We start from the raw sequence: 18846 nt of genomic DNA on the forward strand, positions 1-18846 counted from the left end.
AGTAGCTCAGTTGGTAGAGCGCAACCTTGCCAAGGTTGAGGTCGAGAGTTCGAGACTCTTCTCCCGCTCCAGTTTTCAAGATGGGCCGCAAGGCGCATCCAAGCAGTTCCTCTGGCGAGGTAGCAAAGAGGTTATGCAGCGGCCTGCAAAGCCGTTTAGACGGGTTCGATTCCCGTCCTCGCCTCCAGATGTCATGCGCACGTATCACGCGCAGAAAAAAAAGCCCACTTCGGTGGGCTTTTTTTTGCCATGAGGCCATGGGCGGCGCGGGCTTTGCGCTGCGCCCATGACGGCGAGATGATCACCCTCCGGTTATTTAATTCACCGGGCCTGCCGCAGGCAGTCGCACATTAATTAATTAATTAATTAAACGATTTGGCTTTATTTAATTAACCGGGCAGTGATCAGCCGACAGTAACCTGTGGATCCCAATAAAAATAACCATACAGGCTTTGCGTCTGGCCATCGTCATTCAGGCTATATACGGCAATATAAACGTAGAAATTTTCCGTGCCGGACCTGGCTACCTGTGCCGAAAAATTGGAGAAATTACGGGATTGCTGTACTGCCGGCAAACCGTTGGATGAATCCGAATTCGGCATGACCGCATTCCTGCGGGTGAGGGTATTGGTAACAAAGGAATTGAATACCTTGTCGCCCTTCCAGTAATTGATGCCATACACGATGACTGCCGAATCGGCGTTGTCGTAGATGGACGTGCCGGTGAACGAGACATAGTCGCCCACGTTGGCCCTGAAGCTCAGGTCGGCGGAACCCTGGCCGCTGTTGATGCCGCGCGGGTCGGTGGCGATCATGTACTGGCTCGTATGCGCCAGGCCCACGGGCTTGGTCTGGTCCGGACTCGTCTGGCGGGGATTCTGGGCCATGATCAAATCGGTGTCGATGACAACAAGGATGTTGATAGTCTCATTACTGGCTAGCAATTGTGCGTCGGACATGATTCCTCCTGATTTTTCCTACTCGTATGGCTTTTCGGATACGCCCCGTTTTTTAATGTGGTGAGCAGTCTCCACCGCTGCTGTACAGAATAATGAAGAAAATCGCATAAATACTCTCCAATTGAAACGGGGTATTATATTTTAAATATTTAATTAATAATGTTTTTATTTTATAAATATTATAATCGGAAATAATATCTCCTGCGCCAGGCGGGTAATGACGGCGCGGCTGCAAGCCTGGGCTGTTTTCATTCCATGCTGTCGTGTATTATTCTTCGCATTCTTTTCTGGAGGCTGGCCACATCATGTCCGATGCATTTCCCCAAGCGGTCGATACTTGCCGGCCCCCGATCCGCCTGCGCGCCGTCGAGCGGCTCGCGATACGTGAACTGGTGAAGGGCGATAATGCCTTCATGCTCGATGCGGCACGGGCGGGGCAGGACATCGACCGGCTGGCGCGCGAGCGCGGGGTGCAGATCGACCAGTTCATGGCCACCCTGGATGCGGCGCAGGCGGCGGCGTTCTCGGCCATGTATGTGGAGGAAGTGCTGGCCCAGGCCAGCGTCGCGGCGCAGGCCCAGGCGCAAACCCGGCGCGCCGACGAGGCGGACCTGCGGCTGGCCATGCAGGAACTGGCGGCGCGGCGGCAGCGTGCCCTGATGCGCGCCGCGACGGGCGTGATCGTGCTGTGCATCCTCGCTGGCCTGGCCGCGTTTTGGGTGACGCGGCGCTAAGGGGCGGAACGGCGCGCGCAGGCGCGCAATAATATAATGTGAATTTCAGGAAATTACCGCGATGCCGTGACGGGCAGGCGGATGTCGAGTGATAAGGTGGTTATGCAGTCCAGGGAACAAGAGCAGTTATTGCAACAAAGCCAGGCGGGCTTCGACGCCTACTATGACGCGCTGGGCGCGGCGCTGGTGAATTTTGTCGAGCGCCTGGGCATCCAGCCCGCGCACGAGGTGTTGACGAACGCGGCCGAATACCTGCCGTACATCGATGCGGCCATGCGCACCATCGTCATCCGCGATGAAAGCTGGCAATGGGTGAAAACCATGCTGGGCTATTTTATCGGCGAATATTTCGTGCAGGGCCACGCGGGCTGCTGGTACGTGGAAACGCGGCCCGAGTCGCCGTATTTCTGCCGCTACATGGTGGGCGGCTTCGAGCATGGTTTGCCGGCGGACGCCGCCATCGATCCGGAGGCGCTGGCGCTGGCATTCCTGGGGCAATCCGTGCCGCGCGAGCTGGCGACACTGATGGCCGATGCTCAGGCCAGGCTGGCTTGATGCCGCGCGGCAGCAGGTGCCACACGGCTTGCTGCACCTGCTGGCAAGGCGGATGTAAGACGTGACTTAAAACTCTTCCCAGTCGCCATCGGCAGGTGCGGCCACCTTGCCGCTCTTGCGCGTCACGGGCAGGCGCAGGGCCGGGGCCGCTGGCTTGCGCACGGGCGCGGCCGGGGCTGCCGGCGCGGCGCGCTGCGGCGTCCTGGCGCTGAAGCGGTCGGTCGCCGCCGCGTTCGCATCGAGGCGGAAGACGCTGACGACCTGCGCCAGTTCGCTGGCCTGCTCCTGCATCGCTTCGGCCGCTGCCGACGCTTCTTCCACCAGGGCCGCATTTTGCTGCGTCACCTGGTCCATTTCGGAAATGGCCTGGTTGACTTGCTCGATGCCGGCGCTCTGTTCTTCGCTGGCGTTGCTGATCTCGCTCATGATGGACGTGACGAAGCCGATGCTTTGCACGATTTCTTCCATCGTCTTGCCCGCCTTGTCGACCAGGTCCGTGCCCACGTCGACCTTTTGCACGGAGTCGTCGATCAAGCCCTTGATTTCCTTGGCTGCCGCTGCCGAGCGCTGCGCCAGGTTGCGCACTTCCGTGGCCACGACGGCAAAGCCGCGGCCCTGTTCGCCTGCGCGCGCCGCTTCCACGGCCGCGTTCAGGGCCAGGATGTTGGTCTGGAAAGCGATGCCGTCGATGACAGAGATAATATCGACGATTTTCTTCGACGAGGTATTGATCTCGCCCATGGTGGCCACGACTTCGGCCACCACGGCGCCGCCGCGGCTGGCGATGCCGGCCGCGTCGCCGGCCAGTTTATTGGCCTGGCGCGCATTGTCCGCATTCTGCTTCACGGTACTGGTCAGCTCTTCCATCGACGATGCCGTCTCTTCCAGCGAACTGGCCTGCTGTTCCGTGCGCGACGACAAATCCTGGTTGCCGGCGGCGATTTCCGCGGACGCCGTGGCGATGGTGTCGGTGCCGCTGCGCACCTGGCCGACGATGCCCACCAGGCTGTCGTTCATGGTTTTCAGGGCGTGCATGAGCTGGCCTGTTTCATCGCGGTTCTGCACCGTGATGTTGCTGCTCAGGTCGCCAGCGGCCACGGTTTCCGCCACTTTCACGGCGTCACGGATGGGGCCGGTGATCGAACGCGTGATCCACCAGGCAAAGCCGATGCCCAGTAGCACGGCGGCCACGCCCATGATGATGAGGAAGAGGCGCGTGCTGCTGTAGGCCTCGATGATGCTGGCGCCGACGCCGTCGGCCGCCTTGATCTGCATCTCGGCAAAGCGCTTCACTTCGGCCAGGTAGGCCACGGTGATGGGCGCGACTTCCTTCTCGAACACTTCCTTGGCGCCGGCCACGTCGCCGTCGGCCTTCATCTTGAAGGCGCGGCCGCGCGTCGTCACGTAATCCGTGCGCACCTTGCGCACCACCTTGAACTGCTCGATCACGCCAGGGTTGCGCAGGGAGGCGACGATGTCGTCCTGCAATTTGCTGGAACGCTCCGCGTCAACCTTCAGGTCATCCTCGATCTTCGCGCGCACGGCGGGATCGGTGATTTCGAACGAGGCCACGCCGCGCACGCTGTTCAGTTCAATGATCTTCGACCATTCGGCCACCATGCGCTGGTTCTTGATGCTGGTATTGATGAGGCGGTAGGTCAGGTCGCTGGCCGTTTGCATGCGCACGAGGGCGGTGACGGTCAAGGCGGCCAGCAACAGCAATACGACAGCAAAGCCGACGCCAAGGCGGCTGCCGATGTTCAGGTTTTTCATGTAATTCCTAACAGTTTAATAGTCATGATCGCCGCCGCCAGCAGGGGCGGACAGGCGCCGCAAGGCGCAGGGGATCGGGGTCTTCGGGTGCCGCACGATGGCTGTGCGGCGCGCTGCGCAAGGCGCGGCGATGGAGGTGTAGCAAGGGTGTGGCGACGTGGGATGCCGCTGACCAACAAGCCGCAAGTATAGCATTGACGTACGGAAATAGTTTTTCAAAGCAATTTTAAGTATTTTTTGCTATTGATTTCCTGTTGCTTTTTTACGTCAAGTACCCGCTGCATAAGTACTATCACTTACATTTTGCCTTACGCGGCGGCCGCCTGACTGATAAAATACTAATGATAATCATTCGTATTTCAATATCAACAGGGAATTGTATGCCGCAACGCCGCACGCCAGGATTCACACCGATCACTCTCGCCGTCCTCGGCGCCTGCTCCGCTATCTCCTTCGGCGCCGCGCCCCTGGCGGCCTGGGCGCAGGAGAGCCTGCCCGCCGTCACCGTGACGGCGTCGAAGGACCAGAATGCGTACGTGGCCGGCACCTCCGCCAGCGGCACCAAGACGGAAATGGCGCTGCGCGACGTGCCGCAGACGATCAACGTGGTGCCCGCCGCCGTCATCCGCGACCAGCACGCCATGTCGGTGCAGGACATCATGAAGAACATCCCCGGCGTGGGCCTGTCCACGGGCGACGGCCAGCGCGACCAGGTGTTCATCCGCGGCTTCACGGCCATCGGCGACCAGTTCGTCGACGGCTTCCGCGATGACGCGCTGTACTTCCGCGACCTGTCGAACGTGGAACGCCTGGAAGTGATCAAGGGACCGGCCGCCGTGCTGTACGGCCGCGGTTCCTCGGGCGGCCTGGTCAACCGCATCACGAAGAAGCCGGGTATCGATATCACGGACGTGGCCCTGAGCCTGAACAACACGGCAGGGCGCCGCGGCGAGGTCGACGTGGGCCGCGTGGGCGAGACGGTGGACTGGCGCTTCACGGGTGCGCGCGAATTGTCGGACAGCTACCGCGACCAGCAATTCATCAACCGCACGGCGCTGGCGCCCTCCGTGGCTATCCGCCTGTCCAGTGCCACCAGGCTGCTGCTGCAGGGCGACTACCTGGAAGACCGCCGCCTGACGGACTTCGGCATTCCTTCCTACCAGGGCCGTCCCGTGGCCGTCGATGCGGGCACCTATTACGGCGCGGCGAATGCGCGCGATGCGGACTTCAGCCAGTCGCGCGTCGTATCCACGGCGGCCACCCTGACGCACAAGTTCAGCGATACCTTGTCGCTGCGCAATGCCTTCCGCTACTACGACTACCACCTGGACCGCAACAACACGAATATTGCCGGCAACGTCAATGAAGTCAAGGGTACGATGAGCCTGGGACACGCCAAGCTCAACCGCGACGAGAGCGGCTGGTTCAACCAGACGGAGCTGACGCAAAAGCTGCTCACGGGCAGTGTCCGCCACGAAGTGCTGTATGGCGCCGAGTTCGGCAAGCAGAACAAGGATGCCGCCAGCTGGGCCTCGACCGTGGTGGCGACGAACGTATCCATCTTCAATCCCGTGCTGCCCGTCGTCGACCGCAGCAAGCTGGGCGCGCGCAGCGACACCTTCGGCACCTATGACACGGCGGCCGCCTACGTGCAGGATGCCATCAGCTTCAGCGACGAGTGGAAGGCGCTGGCCGGCCTGCGCTACGACCGCTACAAGCAGCAGTCGCGCCTGGCCAATGCGCTTGGTGTGACGACGGCCGACCTGTCGCGCACGGATTCGGCCTACAGCCCCCGTGCCGGCCTCGTCTGGCAACCGGGCGCGGCGCAGTCGTACTACGCGTCCTGGAGCCGCTCGTTCCAGCCCAGCGGCGAGAACTTCGCCCTGGCCGCCAACAATGCGGACCTGGCGCCGGAAACCACGCGCAACACGGAAGTGGGCGCCAAGTATGACTTGTGGGGCGGCCGCGCCAACGCCACCGTGTCGCTGTTCCGCCTCGAGCGCGACAACATCAAGACGAGCGACCCGATCACGAACCGCATCGTGCCTGTCGGCACGCAGCGCACGGACGGCCTGGAGCTGACCTTCAATGCGGACTTGCACGATGGCTGGAAAATGATGGCCGGCTACGCCTGGCTGGACGCCACCATCACCGACTCCATTGCCGTCGACAAGAGCGTCAACGTGCCGGGCACGACGACGGCCAGTGCCGTTGCCGTGAAAGGCAAGCGCGCCACCTTGACCTCGCGCAACACGGCCAACCTGTGGCTGACGAAGGACCTGGGCCACGGCTACACCGTGGGCGGCGGCGCGAATGCCGTCGGCAGCCGCTACGCCAATCCGGGCAATACGGTGGTGCTGCCCGGCTACGTGACGGCCGACGCCATGGCCGCGTACCGCACGGGCCGCTATGAAGTGCAGCTGAACGTCAACAACATCGGCGACGCGCGCTACATCGTCTCGGGCCACGGTTCCAGCCCGAACCTGAGCTTGCCTGGCGCGCCGCGCAATGTGGCGCTGACCTTGCGCTACAGCCTGTAATCTGTCCTTGTTGCCAGTCTCCCCCAACCCGCTCGCGAGCGGGTTTTTTCATGGGTGGCTAGCGATGTGCAAGCGTGCCGGGCAGGCTGGCATTGTTTAGAGGGAACGTTCGGTATCGTCAAATTAATATTGACTAAAGGCAATTTTTTCCAGCGTGCTAAGCCTTGTCCGGGTTTGAGGGGTAAAATGGCATCATACGGCACAGGCATGGTGCTTATATCTTGGTGATATGACACGACAACGACGCCGTATGACTTTTTATTTACTCACATCATAGAGGCCTGATATGGTTCAGATGTCCAGGCGCCAGTTCCTCCGGGTAACTGGCGCGACCATTGCCGGTTCCAGCCTCGCCCTGCTCGGTTTCGCACCGGGCCAGGCGATGGCGGAAGTGCGGCAATACAAGCTGTCTCGCACGACCGAGACACGCAATACCTGTCCCTACTGCTCCGTAGGATGCGGCGTTTTGCTGTATGGACTGGGCGACGGCGCGAAAAATGCCGTTTCCAGCATCATCCACGTGGAAGGCGATGCCGATCACCCGGTCAACCGCGGCACCCTGTGCCCGAAAGGCGCCAGCCTGATCGACTTCATCCACAGCCCCAACCGCCTGAAAGTGCCCGAGTACCGCGCACCGGGCGGCACGGAATGGCAGCCGATCTCCTGGGACGTGGCGCTCGACAAGATCGCGCGCCTGATGAAGGATGACCGTGACGCCAACCTGATCGAAAAGAATGCCGACGGCAAGACCGTCAACCGCTGGCTCTCCACCGGCATGCTGGCCGCGTCCGCCGGCAGCAACGAGGTCGGGTATCTGACCCACAAGACAGTGCGCAGCATGGGGATGCTGACCTTTGATAATCAGGCGCGTGTATGACACGGACCGACGGTGGCAGGTCTTGCCCCGACGTTTGGCCGTGGCGCGATGACGAATCATTGGGTCGATATCAAGAATGCCGACGTGATCCTGGTCATGGGCGGCAATGCAGCAGAAGCACATCCTTGCGGATTCAAATGGGTAACGGAAGCGAAGGCGCATAACAAGGCCAAGCTGATCGTTGTCGATCCGCGTTTTACCCGTACCGCATCCGTGGCAGATTACTACTGCGCCACGCGTACCGGCACGGACATCGTCTTCCTCGGCGCGATCATCAATTATCTGCTGACGAACGACAAGATCCAGCATGAGTACGTGCGCAACTACACGGACATGTCCTTCATCGTGCGCGAAGACTATGCGTTCGAGGACGGCCTGTTCTCGGGTTTCGACAAGGAAAAAGGCAAGTACGCCAACAAGAGCACCTGGGATTACGAGATCGGCGACGACGGCTACGCCAAGGTCGACCCGACCATGGAACACCCGCGCTGCGTCTACCAGATGATGAAGAAGCACTACGCGCGCTACACGACCGAGATGGTCGAGCGCACGTGCGGCGTGTCGCCCGACAAGTTCCACAAGGTGGCGGAAGCTTTGGCTTCGACGGCCGTGCCGGGACGCGCCGGCACCATCCTGTATGCGCTGGGCTGGACGCACCATTCGACGGGCGCGCAGACCATCCGCACGGGCGCCATGGTGCAGTTGCTGCTGGGTAATATGGGTATCGCCGGCGGCGGCATGAACGCCTTGCGCGGCCACTCGAACATCCAGGGCCTGACCGACCTGGGCCTGATGTCGAACCTGTTGCCGGGCTATATGACCCTGCCGAACGAGGGCGAGCAGGACTTCGACGCCTACATCGCCGCGCGCGCCACCAAGCCGCTGCGGCCGAACCAGCTCAGCTACTGGAGCAACTACCGCAAGTTCCACGTCAGCTTCATGAAAACGTGGTGGGGCGACTTTGCCACGGCGGAGAACAACTACGCCTACGACTACCTGCCCAAGCTGGACAAGCCGTATGACTTGATGCAAGCCATCGAGAACATGCACCAAGGCAAGATGACGGGCTATATCTGCCAGGGCTTCAACGTCATCGCCTCCGCGCCGAACAAGCAGAAGGTCACGGAAGCGCTGTCGAAGCTGAAGTTCCTCGTCATCATGGACCCGCTGGCCGTGGAAACGGGCGAATTCTGGCGTCCGCACGGCGAGTTCCACGAAGTCGATCCCACCAAGATCATGACGGAAGTGTTCCGCCTGCCGACCAGCTGCTTCGCCGAAGAGCGCGGTTCGCTGGTGAGTTCCTCGCGCGTCCTGCAGTGGCACTGGCAGGCGGCCGAGCCGCCGGGCCAGGCGCGCAGCGACCTCGAGATCATGTCGGGCCTGTTCCTGCGCATGCGCAGCATGTACCAGAAAGAGGGCGGCAAGTTCCCCGATCCTATCCTCAACCTGACGTGGAATTATGCGCAGCCGCATAACCCTCAGCCGGAAGAGATCGCCCGTGAATTCAACGGCCGCGCGCTGGCGGACCTGTACGATCCCAAGGATCCGACCAAGCTGCTGGTAAAGAAGGGTGAACAGCTGGCGTCGTTCGCGCAGCTGCGCGACGATGGCACGACCACCAGCGGCTGCTGGATCTTTGCCGGCAGCTGGACGCAGGCGGGCAACCAGATGGGCCGCCGCGACAACAGCGACCCGACGGGCATCGGCCAGACTCTGGGCTGGGCCTGGGCATGGCCGGCCAACCGCCGCGTGCTGTACAACCGCGCCTCGTGCGACCTGAAGGGCAAGGCCTTCGACCCGACGCGCAAGCTGATCGAGTGGAATGGCACCAACTGGAGCGGGGCCGACATTCCCGACTTCAAGGTCGACGAACCGCCGGAAAACGGCATGGGGCCATTCATCATGCTGGGCGAGGGCGTGGCGCGCTTCTTTGCGCGTGGCGCCATGGCCGAAGGGCCGTTCCCCGAGCATTACGAGCCGTTCGAGAACCCGCTGGGCTACAACCCCATGCATCCGAAAAACCCGCAGGCGACCAGCAATCCGGGCGCGCGCGTGTTTGCCGATGACCGCAAGCAATTCGGCACGCATGAGGAATACCCGCACGTGGCGACCAGCTACCGTTTGACCGAGCATTTCCATTACTGGACCAAGCATGCACGCCTGAATGCCATCATCCAGCCGGAACAGTTCGTGGAAATCGGCGAAGAGCTGGCGGCCAGTATCGGCGTCGTTGCCGGCGGCAAGGTGCGGGTCAGTTCCAAGCGGGGCCACATCATCGCCAAGGCCGTTGTCACCAAGCGCATCAAGGCCCTGAAGATCGAGGGCAAGCAGGTGCATACCGTGGGCCTGCCGCTGCACTGGGGCTTCACGGGGGTGGCCAAGCCGGGGTATCTGATCAATTCCCTGACACCGGGCGTGGGGGATGCGAATTCGCAGACACCGGAATTCAAGTCCTTCCTCGTGAAGGTGGAAAAAGCATGATGGGAGATCGATAATGGCACTGCAATCCTTAGATATCCGGCGCCTGTCCGCCACCACCGTCACGCCGCCGCAGGCGCGCACGCCGGTGACGGGCACCGTGGCCAAGCTGATCGATGTGTCGAAATGCATCGGCTGCAAGGCTTGCCAGACGGCGTGCATGGAGTGGAACGACCTGCGCGACGAGGTCGGTGAAAACAACGGCACCTACAACAACCCGACGGACCTGACGCCGCAATCGTGGACGGTGATGCGTTTTGCCGAACATGAAAGCAATGACGGCAACCTCGAGTGGCTGATCCGCAAGGATGGCTGCATGCACTGCGAGGACCCGGGCTGCCTGAAGGCCTGTCCGGCGCCGGGCGCCATCGTGCAGTACACGAACGGCATCGTGGATTTCCACCAGGAAAACTGCATCGGCTGCGGCTACTGCGTAGCCGGCTGTCCTTTCGACGTGCCCCGCATTTCGAAAAAGGACGACCGCGCCTACAAGTGCACGCTCTGCTCGGACCGCGTCGCCGTGGGCCAGGAACCGGCCTGCGTGAAGACCTGCCCGACGGGCGCCATCGTCTTCGGCACCAAGGAAGACATGAAGGTGCATGCGGAAGAACGCATCGTCGACCTGAAGTCGCGCGGTTTCGAGAACGCGGGCCTGTACGATCCGCTGGGCGTGGGCGGCACGCACGTGATGTACGTGCTGCACCATGCCGACAAGCCGCGCCTGTATTCCAACCTGCCCGACAAGCCGAGCATCAGCCTGATGGTGGGCTTCTGGAAGGGCTGGGCCAAGCCGCTGGCCGTCGCCGGCATGGCGGCCACGGCCCTGGCGGGCCTGTTCCACTACACGCGGGTCGGTCCGAACGAAGTGAGCAAGGATGAGGAACGCGACGCCCTGGACGAGGCCGAGCGCATCAAGGAGGGTCAGCATGAATCATCATGAACAGCACGGTGAGCGTCACGACAAGCTGCGCGACAAGGATGGCAACCCGCTGATCCAGCGCTACAACCCCAACGAGCGCACGAATCACTGGGTCACCGCCATCACCTTCGTCATGCTGGCCCTGTCCGGCCTGGCCATGTTCCATCCGTCGATGGCGTGGCTGGCCAACCTGTTCGGCGGCGGCCAATGGACGCGCATCCTGCATCCGTTCGCCGGCCTGGTGATGTTTGTCTCGTTCGCGATCCTCGTGGTGCGCTTCTGGCACCACAACAAGTTCGAGGACGCCGACAAGCAGTGGCTGAAACAGATGGATGACGTGCTCAATAACCGCGAGGAAAAGCTGCCGAAGATCGGCAAGTACAATGCCGGCCAGAAGCTGCTGTTCTTCGTGCTGCTGGCATGCATGCTGGGCCTGCTGGTCTCGGGCATCGTGATCTGGCGCGCGTATTTCGCGTTCTATTTCCCGATCCCCGTCATCCGCGCGGCCGCCCTGCTGCACGCCGTGTGTGCCTTCGGCATCATCTGCGCCATCATCGTGCACATCTATGCGGCCCTGTGGGTCAAGGGCTCGATCGGCGCCATGGTGCGCGGCACCGTCACCTACGGCTGGGCGCGCAAGCACCATCCGAAGTGGTTTGAAGCGGTGATTCGCAACGGCAAGGATTAAGCTGCCGTCAGCGACACCCTGCTGCAAGAGCCGGGGCCGGTCCCACAGGATCGGCCCCTTTCTCTTTATCGTTTAGAATACTTTTACAGCACAGCCAACTCCGCTGGCTCTGCTTTGTTTTTTGGATGGGAAAACTCCATTGGTACAACGCATACTCCAGCCAGGCGAAATCGAAGGCCTGGACCATAACGCGATTCCGCGCCTGCTGCTGCCGCAGCCTGGCAGCCTGTTTACGGCGCGCGCCTTGCGCCTGCGTGAATTGGCGCAGGGCAAGATCAAGGGCATCCCCGTTGATGCGGGCATGCAGGGTTACCTGGTGCTGATGGCCGCGCTGGCCGATGCGCAGGCGGCCGTGGTCGCCAAGCTGGCGCCCGACGCCGTGCCCGTGGCCGACGCCGAGGTATTGCGCCGCGCCATCGCCCACCGCATGCCGGTGCTGCCCGTCAACGGCGCCCGTCCGCCCATCTGGCGCGACATCTTTTCCAGCCTGCTCGACGAGCTGGCCGCCACGGCGGCCAGCCAGCCGGCCCTGTCCGGCGGCCTGACGCAGGTGCTGGCCCAGCTGCGCGCGCTCGACGCGCCGGCGCTCGATGCCTGCGCCGATGCCGTGCTCGACGAGAACGGCGACAACCTGAACCCCATGCATGCGCCGTTCGTCGCCGCCGCCCTGCAGGTGCTGTGGTCGACGTCGGCCAGCCAGCTGCGCGCCACGCGCGTGCCGGACCTGGAGACGGGCACCCTGTGCCCCGTCTGCGGCTCGCACCCCGTCGCCAGCGTGATCCGCATCGGCGGCCAGTCGCAGGGCTACCGCTACCTGCACTGCGGCATCTGCGAAAGCGAATGGCACATGGTGCGCGTGAAATGTTCGACCTGCGAACAGAATGGCAAGATCGCCTACCAGGGCCTGGACGCGGCCGAGGCGGCACCGTTCGACCCCGTCACGGCCAAGGACGACAAGTTGCCGAACAAGGCGAACGACCCGAAGAAGGTGGCGCGCGCGGAAACCTGCGACGACTGTCATACCTACCGCAAGGTTTTCAACCAGGAACACGATTACAACGTCGAGCCGCTGGCCGACGACCTGGCCAGCCTGATGCTCGACCTGCTGGTGGGCGAGGCGGGCTACCAGCGCGCCAGCGGCAATCCGCTGCTGTGGCTGGGAAAGGGCGAGGGCCAGCAGCCATGACGACGGGGCAGACCGTGCGCCTGCCGTCGGTGGACCGCATCCTCGCCGATGCGGCTTGCCAGGCACTCGTGGCCGAATATGGCCGCGTGCAGACGCTGGCCTGCGCCCGTGCCGCGCTGGCCGAGCTGCGCGCGGCCATGCTGGCGGGGGTCGGTACATCGGGCGAGGAGGGCGCATCGATTGCCGCCATCGTCGCGCAGATGGACGAACGCCTGCAGGCGCAGTCGCGCTCGCACTTGCGCGCCGTCTTCAACCTGACGGGCACGGTGCTGCACACCAACCTGGGCCGGGCCTTGCTGCCCGACGCGGCCGTGCAAGCCGTGGTGGAAGCCCTGCAATGGCCGATGAACCTGGAATTCGACCTGGACACGGGCAAGCGGGGCGACCGCGACGACCTCGTCGAGGAATTGCTGCGCGAACTGACGGGCGCAGAGGCGGCCACCATCGTCAACAACAACGCGGCCGCCGTGCTGCTGATGTTGAATACCCTGGCGCAGGGCAAGGAGGTGGTCGTGTCGCGCGGGGAACTGGTGGAAATCGGCGGTGCCTTCCGCATCCCCGACGTGATGACGCGCGCCGGCGCCGTGCTGCGCGAAGTGGGTAGCACCAACCGCACGCACCTGGCCGACTACGCCAACGGCGTCAATGAACATACGGCGCTGCTGATGAAGGTCCATTGCAGCAATTACGCCATCACGGGTTTCACGAAGAGCGTGGAACTGGACGCCCTCGTGCCGCTGGCCGCGCAACATGCGATTCCCACGGCCGTGGACCTGGGCAGTGGTACCCTGGTCGACCTGGCCCAGTTTGGCTTGCCGCATGAAACGACGGTGCGCGAGACCATCGCGGCGGGCGCCGACCTGGTGACCTTCAGCGGCGACAAGCTGCTGGGCGGTCCGCAGTGCGGCGTCATCGTCGGGCGCGCCGACCTGATCGCGAAGATCAAGCGCAATCCCCTGAAACGCGCGCTGCGCGTGGGCAAGCTGACCCTGGCCGCCCTGGAACCGGTGCTGCAGCTGTACCGCGCGCCGGACCTGCTGGCCGGGCGCCTGACCACCTTGCGCCTGCTGACGCGTCCCGCCGCCGCCATGCGCGGGCAGGCCGAAGAGCTGCTGCCGCAATTGCAGCTGGCGCTGGGCGCGGCGTACGCCGTCACGGCCGAAGCCATGCGCAGCCAGATCGGCAGCGGCGCCTTGCCCGTCGACCAGCTGCCCAGCTTTGGCCTGGCCATCCGCAGCGTCCCCGGCTCGCGCCTGAGCAACCCGCTGGGCGTGCTGGAGCAACGCCTGCGCGCCTTGCCGCGGCCCGTGATCGGCCGCATCGGCCAGGATGCGCTGTGGCTGGACCTGCGCTGCCTGGAAGGACCCCATGAAGCGGCCTTCATCGCGCAGCTGGCCGGGTTGTCCGCATGATCGTCGGCACCGCAGGCCATATCGACCATGGCAAGACGACGCTCACGCGCGCGCTGACGGGCGTGCACACGGACCGCCTGAAGGAAGAGCAGGCGCGCGGCATTTCCATCGAACTGGGCTACGCCTACCTGCCGCTGGCCGATGGCACGGTGCTGGGCGTGATCGACGTGCCGGGCCACGAAAAATTCATCCGCACCATGGCTTCCGGCGTGACGGGCATCGACTTCGCCCTGCTGGTGGTGGCGACCGACGATGGCGTCATGCCGCAGACGCAGGAGCACCTGGCCATCTTGCAGCTGCTGGGCGTGACGCGCGGCGCCGTGGCGCTGACCAAGATCGACCGCGCCGACAGCGCCCGCGTGGCGCAGGTGGAGGCGGACATCGAAGCGCTGCTGGCCGGCACGCCGCTGGCGGGCAGCCCCATCTTCCCCACGGCGGCCAGCCAGGACAACGATCCCGGCGTGGCGGCCCTGCTGGCGCACCTGGCGCAAGTGGCGCGCAGCCTGCCGCGGCGCGACGAGCGGCGCCTGTTCCGCCTCGGCGTGGACCGCGTGTTCACCCTGACGGGGCAGGGCACCATCGTCACCGGCACGGCGCTGGCGGGCATGGCGCACGTGGGCGACGCCCTGCAGCTGGCGCCCGGCGGCGGGCAGGCGCGGGTGCGCAGCATCCATGCGCAGAACCGCGCGGCCGAGACGGGCATGGCGGGCCAGCGCCTGGCGCTGAACCTGGCCGGCATCGACCGCGAACGCATCGAGCGGGGCAACTGGATCGTCGCGCCCGCGCTGGCGCAGTGTTCCGAGCGCCTCGACGTGGAACTGACCCTGCTGCCCGACGCCGGGGTGCAGCTGAAAGCCTGGTCGCCGCTGCACGTGCACCTGGGCGCGGCGCACCAGCTGGCGCGCGCCGTCATGCTCGATGGCGAGACGCTCTCGCCGGGACAGACGGGTAGGGTGCAGCTGGTATTCGACGCCCCCATGCACGGCGTGCCGGGCGACCGCTTCGTCGTGCGCAATGCGCAGGCCACGCAGACGGTGGGCGGCGGCATGGTGCTCGATCCGTTCGGTCCGGCGCGCAAGCGCCGCAGCCCGGCCAGGCTGGCCTGGCTCGATGCGCTGGCCGCATTCGTCGCGCACGGCGACTATGCGGCCCTGCTGGCGCAAAGCCCGCTGGGCCTGCGCGAGTCCCTGCTGGTGCGCCTGTCGCTGTTGCCGGCCCAGGCCATGGCGCTGCCGCCCGACACGCGGCGCATCGTCCTGCGCGCCAACGATGCGCTGCTGTTGGCGCCCGCGGCGCAGGCAGCACTGGAGGACAGAGTGCTGGCCGCATTGGCAGCCTTCCATGCGCGCGCCCCCGACGAGGCGGGGCCGGAACTGTGGCGCCTGAAGCGCATCGTCGACGCGGAGATGGAAGACGCGCTGTGGAGCCATCTGGTGGACGCCCTGCTGGCGCAAGGCGCCGTGCAGGCGCGCGGCGCCAGCCTGCACCTGCCGACGCACAGCGTGGAGCTGACGCCGCAGGAACAGGCCGTGGCCGAGCCGATGCTGGCGGCGCTGCTGCAGGGACGCTTCGATCCGCCGTGGACGCGCGACCTGGCGCGCGACTTCGGCCTGGCCGAGGAGGAAACCCGCAGGCTGCTGCGCAAACTGGTCAAGGCGGGGCAGATCAGCCAGGTGGTGCACGACCTGTTCTACCACCCGGCCGCGCTGGCCGAGCTGGCGCAGCTGGCGCGCGAACTGGCGCGCAAGGCGGAAGAGGAAGCGGGCTTGCCGGCGGGCGGTGGCGCCGTCGGCGCGGCCACCTTCCGCGACGCCAGCGGCCTGGGCCGCAAGCGGGCGATCCAGGTTCTGGAATTCTTTGACCGCGTCGGTTATACTCGCCGTGTTGGCAATGGGCATTTATTGCGCCCGCAAGCACTGTGGACCTACAGCCCGGCCTTGCCCAGCAGCTAGCTCAAGTACCGCGGAAAGCACACTCATCCGGTGATGTGGCCGGGCTTCAAACCCGGTGGAGGGCGTCAGACGTTCTCCCGTAGGTTCGACTCCTACTGTTTTCCGCCAGTTATTTTTTTCTTGCCATCTCCCCCTCGCATTTTCTTCCCCGGCGTTGGCCTCGAGCCACGTTACGGAGAAATAATGGTTTAATTGATAACTTTCGAGGAGGGCTGGCGGAGGCGGTGGTACCATCCTGCAAGTGGCAGGGACGTGTATCCCCTGTAGTAGAAGAAGGCAAGGATGAAACAAGCAAGCATGGCATGGCTGCTGGCGGCGTTATTGCTGCCTTTGGCGGCCGGCGCGCAGGGCGTGCGCATCGTCGGCGAGCATTTGCCGCCATCGAGCATGATGGAAGGCAATGTCGTTGTCGGACGGGAAACCATGAAGGTGCGTGAGATCATGGCGCGCGCCGGCATCGGCTATGCCATCGAGCTGCTGCCGTGGAAGCGCGCGTATGCGCAGGCGTTGCGCGAGCCTGACACCTGCATCTTTTCCACCTCGCGCACGCAGGAGCGCGAAGCCCTGTTCCGCTGGATCGGCCCCCTCAACGAAGCCGAATGGGTGCTGTATGGCCTGGCGGAGCGGCGCCTGGCGCTGCGCACGCTGGATGACGCGCGTGGCCTCGTCATCGGCACGGTGCTGGGCGACGCGCGCGACGATTATCTGCGCCAGCGGGGCCTGAACGTGGCGCCCGTGACCCAGGAATGGCTCAATCCGCAAAAGCTGCTGCTCGGGCGCATCGACCTGTGGGCCGTCGGCATGGCGGTGGGCAGCAAGCCTTTTCTTGGCAAGGAATGGGAAGGCAAGGTGGTGCCGCTCTTGACCTTCAACCGCGTGCAGACTTACCTGGCCTGCAACAAGCAGCTGCCCGAGGCGCAGGCGGCGGCCATGCAGCGCGCGGCAGCAGCCATGCGCCGCGACGGCAGCATGGCGCGCGAACAGCTGCGCTGATTCAGCGCAGCGACTTAGCTTTCCAGCCACTGGCGCACGCAGTTGCGCCCCTCGCGCTTGGCCTGGTACAGGGCCTGGTCGGCGTGGCTGTAGGCCGTTTCGAAGGCCGTGCCGGCGCGGTTCCAGCTCAGGCCCACGCTGACGGTGATGGCGCGCGTGATGGGCGCCGCATGGCGCTGGCGGCCCACCGTGTCGCAGATGCGCTGCGCCACCTTGGCCGCCTCGTCGCGCGAGGAAGTGGGCCAGACGACGGAAAACTCTTCGCCGCCGACCCTGCCGATGGCCGTTTCCTGCCCCAACAAGCCTTTCAGGCAGTCGACCACGGCCTGGATCACGCCGTCGCCGGCCGGGTGGCCGAAGTCGTCGTTGACCTGCTTGAACAGGTCGATATCGAGCACGATCAGCGCCATGTCGCCCTGTTCCAGGCAGCGCGAGGCGTGGTCGATCACGGCGCCGCGGTTCAGCGCGCCCGTCAGCGGATCGTGTGTGGCGCGGTATTCGAGCTGGCCGGCCAGGGTTTGCAGCTGGCGGTTCAGCAAATGCATGTCGCGCTCGGCGCGGTCGCTGCGGCCGATCAGGCGCCGCGTCTCGCGCATCAGCCGTTCGTAATGGACGATCAGTTCGCCCAGCACGCGCCGCTGTTCCGCGCCCGGCGCGCCGGCGTCGGCGTGCATGCGGCGCGCGGCGGCCAGCGCCGCCGCTTCCACGGTGAACAGGTCGGGTTCCAGTTCGGATTCGGAGATGGCGGCGCGCATGCCTCAGTTGCCCTGCACGGGATGGTCGCGGAAGTCCAGCGCCGTGAAGTCCTGCTGCAGCTCCTGGCCGAATTCCAGGATGGTGTCGTCATCCTCGTCGTGGTACCAGTTCAGGCGCACCTGGTTGCCGTCCGCGGCCGCCTGGTTCAGCGCGTCGAACAGGGTAAACAGCATTTTCGTGCTCGAGCTGTTGAAGTAGGCCAGCGAGACATTCACGGTGATGGCGGCTGCGCGGCAGCCTTCCAGGTAGGCGCGCACGGCGGCGATCAGCGGGCCATAGAAGGCGGCCGCGTTTTCCGGATACGACTCGCCCTTGATCGACAGGGTGTGCTGCTCGAAACGGAAGTCGATTTCGGGCGAACTCGGGGTCGCGGCGATGAACAGTGGTGACGGTAATTGCATATGCTTTCCTGAGTCGGCTCTTTCAAATGATGGCTTTGATGCAGAAGATGGTGTGGCCAGGCTCCTGTGGGTCCTGGACGAATTCGAATTCCAGCGGTTCGCTGGCGTCGCGCGCCATGGTGAGGAAGCCCAGGCCTGCGCCCTTGCTGTCGGACGGCGCTTCCTCGCGCAGGGCCTTCTTGTAGGCCAGGCGGATCTCGTCCATCGTCATGGTGTGCAGCGGTTCCAGGCGGGCGCGGATCTGCGCCACGTTGTCCGTCGAGACGGGGTTGGCGCACAGGAGGAAGAAGCTGTCGCCGCGCGTGCCGATGCAGAACGAGCCGCGCCGCATCTGCTGGTCCAGCTGCGCGTCGGGCGTCAGGCTGTCGGCCGAATAATGCATGATGTTTTGCGACATCTCGATGAACGAGGAAAAGATGCGCCGCCGCGTGGGACCGGCCGCGCCGGCCGTGTCGAGGCGCGCCTTGATGGTTTCGGAAATGGCGCTGACCACGTGCTGCGAGAAATAGCCCACGTAAAAAAAGATGATGTTGCGCTTGCGCGCCACGTCCCAAAACTCGTTGAATTCTTCGTACAGCACGTCAGTGCTCCTGGCTAGCCGGTGACCCGGTGTCTGGTTGATA

The 18846-nt window shown here is 64.2% G+C and carries 15 protein-coding genes and 2 tRNA genes; 12 read left to right on the forward strand and 5 right to left on the reverse strand.

Annotation, left to right across the window (positions count from 1 at the left end):
* Positions 1-113 precede the first annotated feature (113 nt).
* Positions 114-187, forward strand: a tRNA-Cys gene (locus AC07VL_RS07400).
* Between the two features lie 217 nt (positions 188-404).
* On the opposite strand, the gene AC07VL_RS07405 is transcribed toward AC07VL_RS07400, so the two are convergent.
* Positions 405-959 carry an inclusion body family protein gene (locus tag AC07VL_RS07405; protein WP_494805257.1) on the reverse strand — a complete coding sequence of 185 codons (555 nt, stop codon included), beginning with the start codon at positions 957-959 and terminating at the stop codon, positions 405-407.
* A gap of 305 nt (positions 960-1264) precedes the next feature.
* Here AC07VL_RS07405 and AC07VL_RS07410 point away from each other — a divergent pair, with 305 nt between their 5' ends.
* A complete protein-coding gene (locus AC07VL_RS07410; protein WP_494805258.1) occupies positions 1265-1693 on the forward strand; it encodes a hypothetical protein in 429 nt (142 codons plus the stop codon).
* A 129-nt stretch (positions 1694-1822) separates the two neighbouring features.
* Positions 1823-2248 carry a hypothetical protein gene (locus AC07VL_RS07415; protein WP_494805259.1) on the forward strand — a complete coding sequence of 142 codons (426 nt, stop codon included), beginning with the start codon at positions 1823-1825 and terminating at the stop codon, positions 2246-2248.
* 66 nt (positions 2249-2314) lie between these two features.
* On the opposite strand, the gene AC07VL_RS07420 is transcribed toward AC07VL_RS07415, so the two are convergent.
* Positions 2315-4021: a methyl-accepting chemotaxis protein gene (locus AC07VL_RS07420; protein ID WP_494805260.1), complete on the reverse strand. Its 1707-nt coding sequence runs from the start codon at positions 4019-4021 to the stop codon at positions 2315-2317.
* Between the two features lie 380 nt (positions 4022-4401).
* Here AC07VL_RS07420 and AC07VL_RS07425 point away from each other — a divergent pair, with 380 nt between their 5' ends.
* The 9 genes from AC07VL_RS07425 to AC07VL_RS07465 all read left to right on the forward strand — a co-directional run bounded on the left by AC07VL_RS07425 (position 4402) and on the right by AC07VL_RS07465 (position 17066).
* Positions 4402-6561 carry a TonB-dependent receptor gene (locus AC07VL_RS07425; RefSeq protein ID WP_494805261.1) on the forward strand — a complete coding sequence of 720 codons (2160 nt, stop codon included), beginning with the start codon at positions 4402-4404 and terminating at the stop codon, positions 6559-6561.
* Between the two features lie 286 nt (positions 6562-6847).
* Complete coding sequence (fdnG, locus tag AC07VL_RS07430; protein ID WP_494805262.1) at positions 6848-9919, forward strand: formate dehydrogenase-N subunit alpha; 3072 nt, start codon at positions 6848-6850, stop codon at positions 9917-9919.
* Positions 9920-9932: 13 nt separating this feature from the next.
* Positions 9933-10856, forward strand: a complete 924-nt coding sequence (fdxH, locus tag AC07VL_RS07435; RefSeq protein ID WP_494805263.1) for a formate dehydrogenase subunit beta — start codon at positions 9933-9935, stop codon at positions 10854-10856.
* On the forward strand, positions 10843-11523 hold the full coding sequence (locus tag AC07VL_RS07440) for a formate dehydrogenase subunit gamma (RefSeq protein ID WP_494805264.1): 681 nt from the start codon (positions 10843-10845) through the stop codon (positions 11521-11523). Before fdxH ends, AC07VL_RS07440 begins: the two co-directional genes overlap by 14 nt.
* A 139-nt stretch (positions 11524-11662) precedes the next feature.
* The gene (fdhE, locus tag AC07VL_RS07445) at positions 11663-12709 is read left to right on the forward strand and encodes a formate dehydrogenase accessory protein FdhE (RefSeq protein WP_494805265.1); all 1047 of its coding nucleotides are present in this window, start codon (positions 11663-11665) and stop codon (positions 12707-12709) included.
* Positions 12706-14121, forward strand: a complete 1416-nt coding sequence (selA, locus tag AC07VL_RS07450; RefSeq protein WP_494805266.1) for an L-seryl-tRNA(Sec) selenium transferase — start codon at positions 12706-12708, stop codon at positions 14119-14121. Before fdhE ends, selA begins: the two co-directional genes overlap by 4 nt.
* Complete coding sequence (selB, locus tag AC07VL_RS07455) at positions 14118-16073, forward strand: selenocysteine-specific translation elongation factor (RefSeq protein WP_494805267.1); 1956 nt, start codon at positions 14118-14120, stop codon at positions 16071-16073. The genes selA and selB overlap by 4 nt, the downstream gene beginning before the upstream one ends.
* A gap of 12 nt (positions 16074-16085) precedes the next feature.
* Positions 16086-16181, forward strand: a tRNA-Sec gene (locus AC07VL_RS07460).
* A 174-nt stretch (positions 16182-16355) separates the two neighbouring features.
* Positions 16356-17066 (forward strand): substrate-binding periplasmic protein, encoded by a 711-nt coding sequence (locus AC07VL_RS07465; protein WP_494805268.1) that lies wholly within the window; start codon positions 16356-16358, stop codon positions 17064-17066.
* A gap of 14 nt (positions 17067-17080) precedes the next feature.
* On the opposite strand, the gene AC07VL_RS07470 is transcribed toward AC07VL_RS07465, so the two are convergent.
* From AC07VL_RS07470 to AC07VL_RS07480, 3 genes are read right to left on the reverse strand one after another with little or no spacing between them, the layout of a single operon-like run.
* The gene (locus AC07VL_RS07470) at positions 17081-17821 is read right to left on the reverse strand and encodes a GGDEF domain-containing protein (RefSeq protein WP_494805269.1); all 741 of its coding nucleotides are present in this window, start codon (positions 17819-17821) and stop codon (positions 17081-17083) included.
* A gap of 3 nt (positions 17822-17824) precedes the next feature.
* Complete coding sequence (locus tag AC07VL_RS07475; RefSeq protein ID WP_494805270.1) at positions 17825-18223, reverse strand: DUF1987 domain-containing protein; 399 nt, start codon at positions 18221-18223, stop codon at positions 17825-17827.
* A 22-nt stretch (positions 18224-18245) separates the two neighbouring features.
* Complete coding sequence (locus AC07VL_RS07480) at positions 18246-18803, reverse strand: SiaB family protein kinase (RefSeq protein WP_230540651.1); 558 nt, start codon at positions 18801-18803, stop codon at positions 18246-18248.
* Positions 18804-18846 lie beyond the last annotated feature (43 nt).

The organism is Janthinobacterium sp. GW821-FHT03C08 (assembly GCF_059420905.1).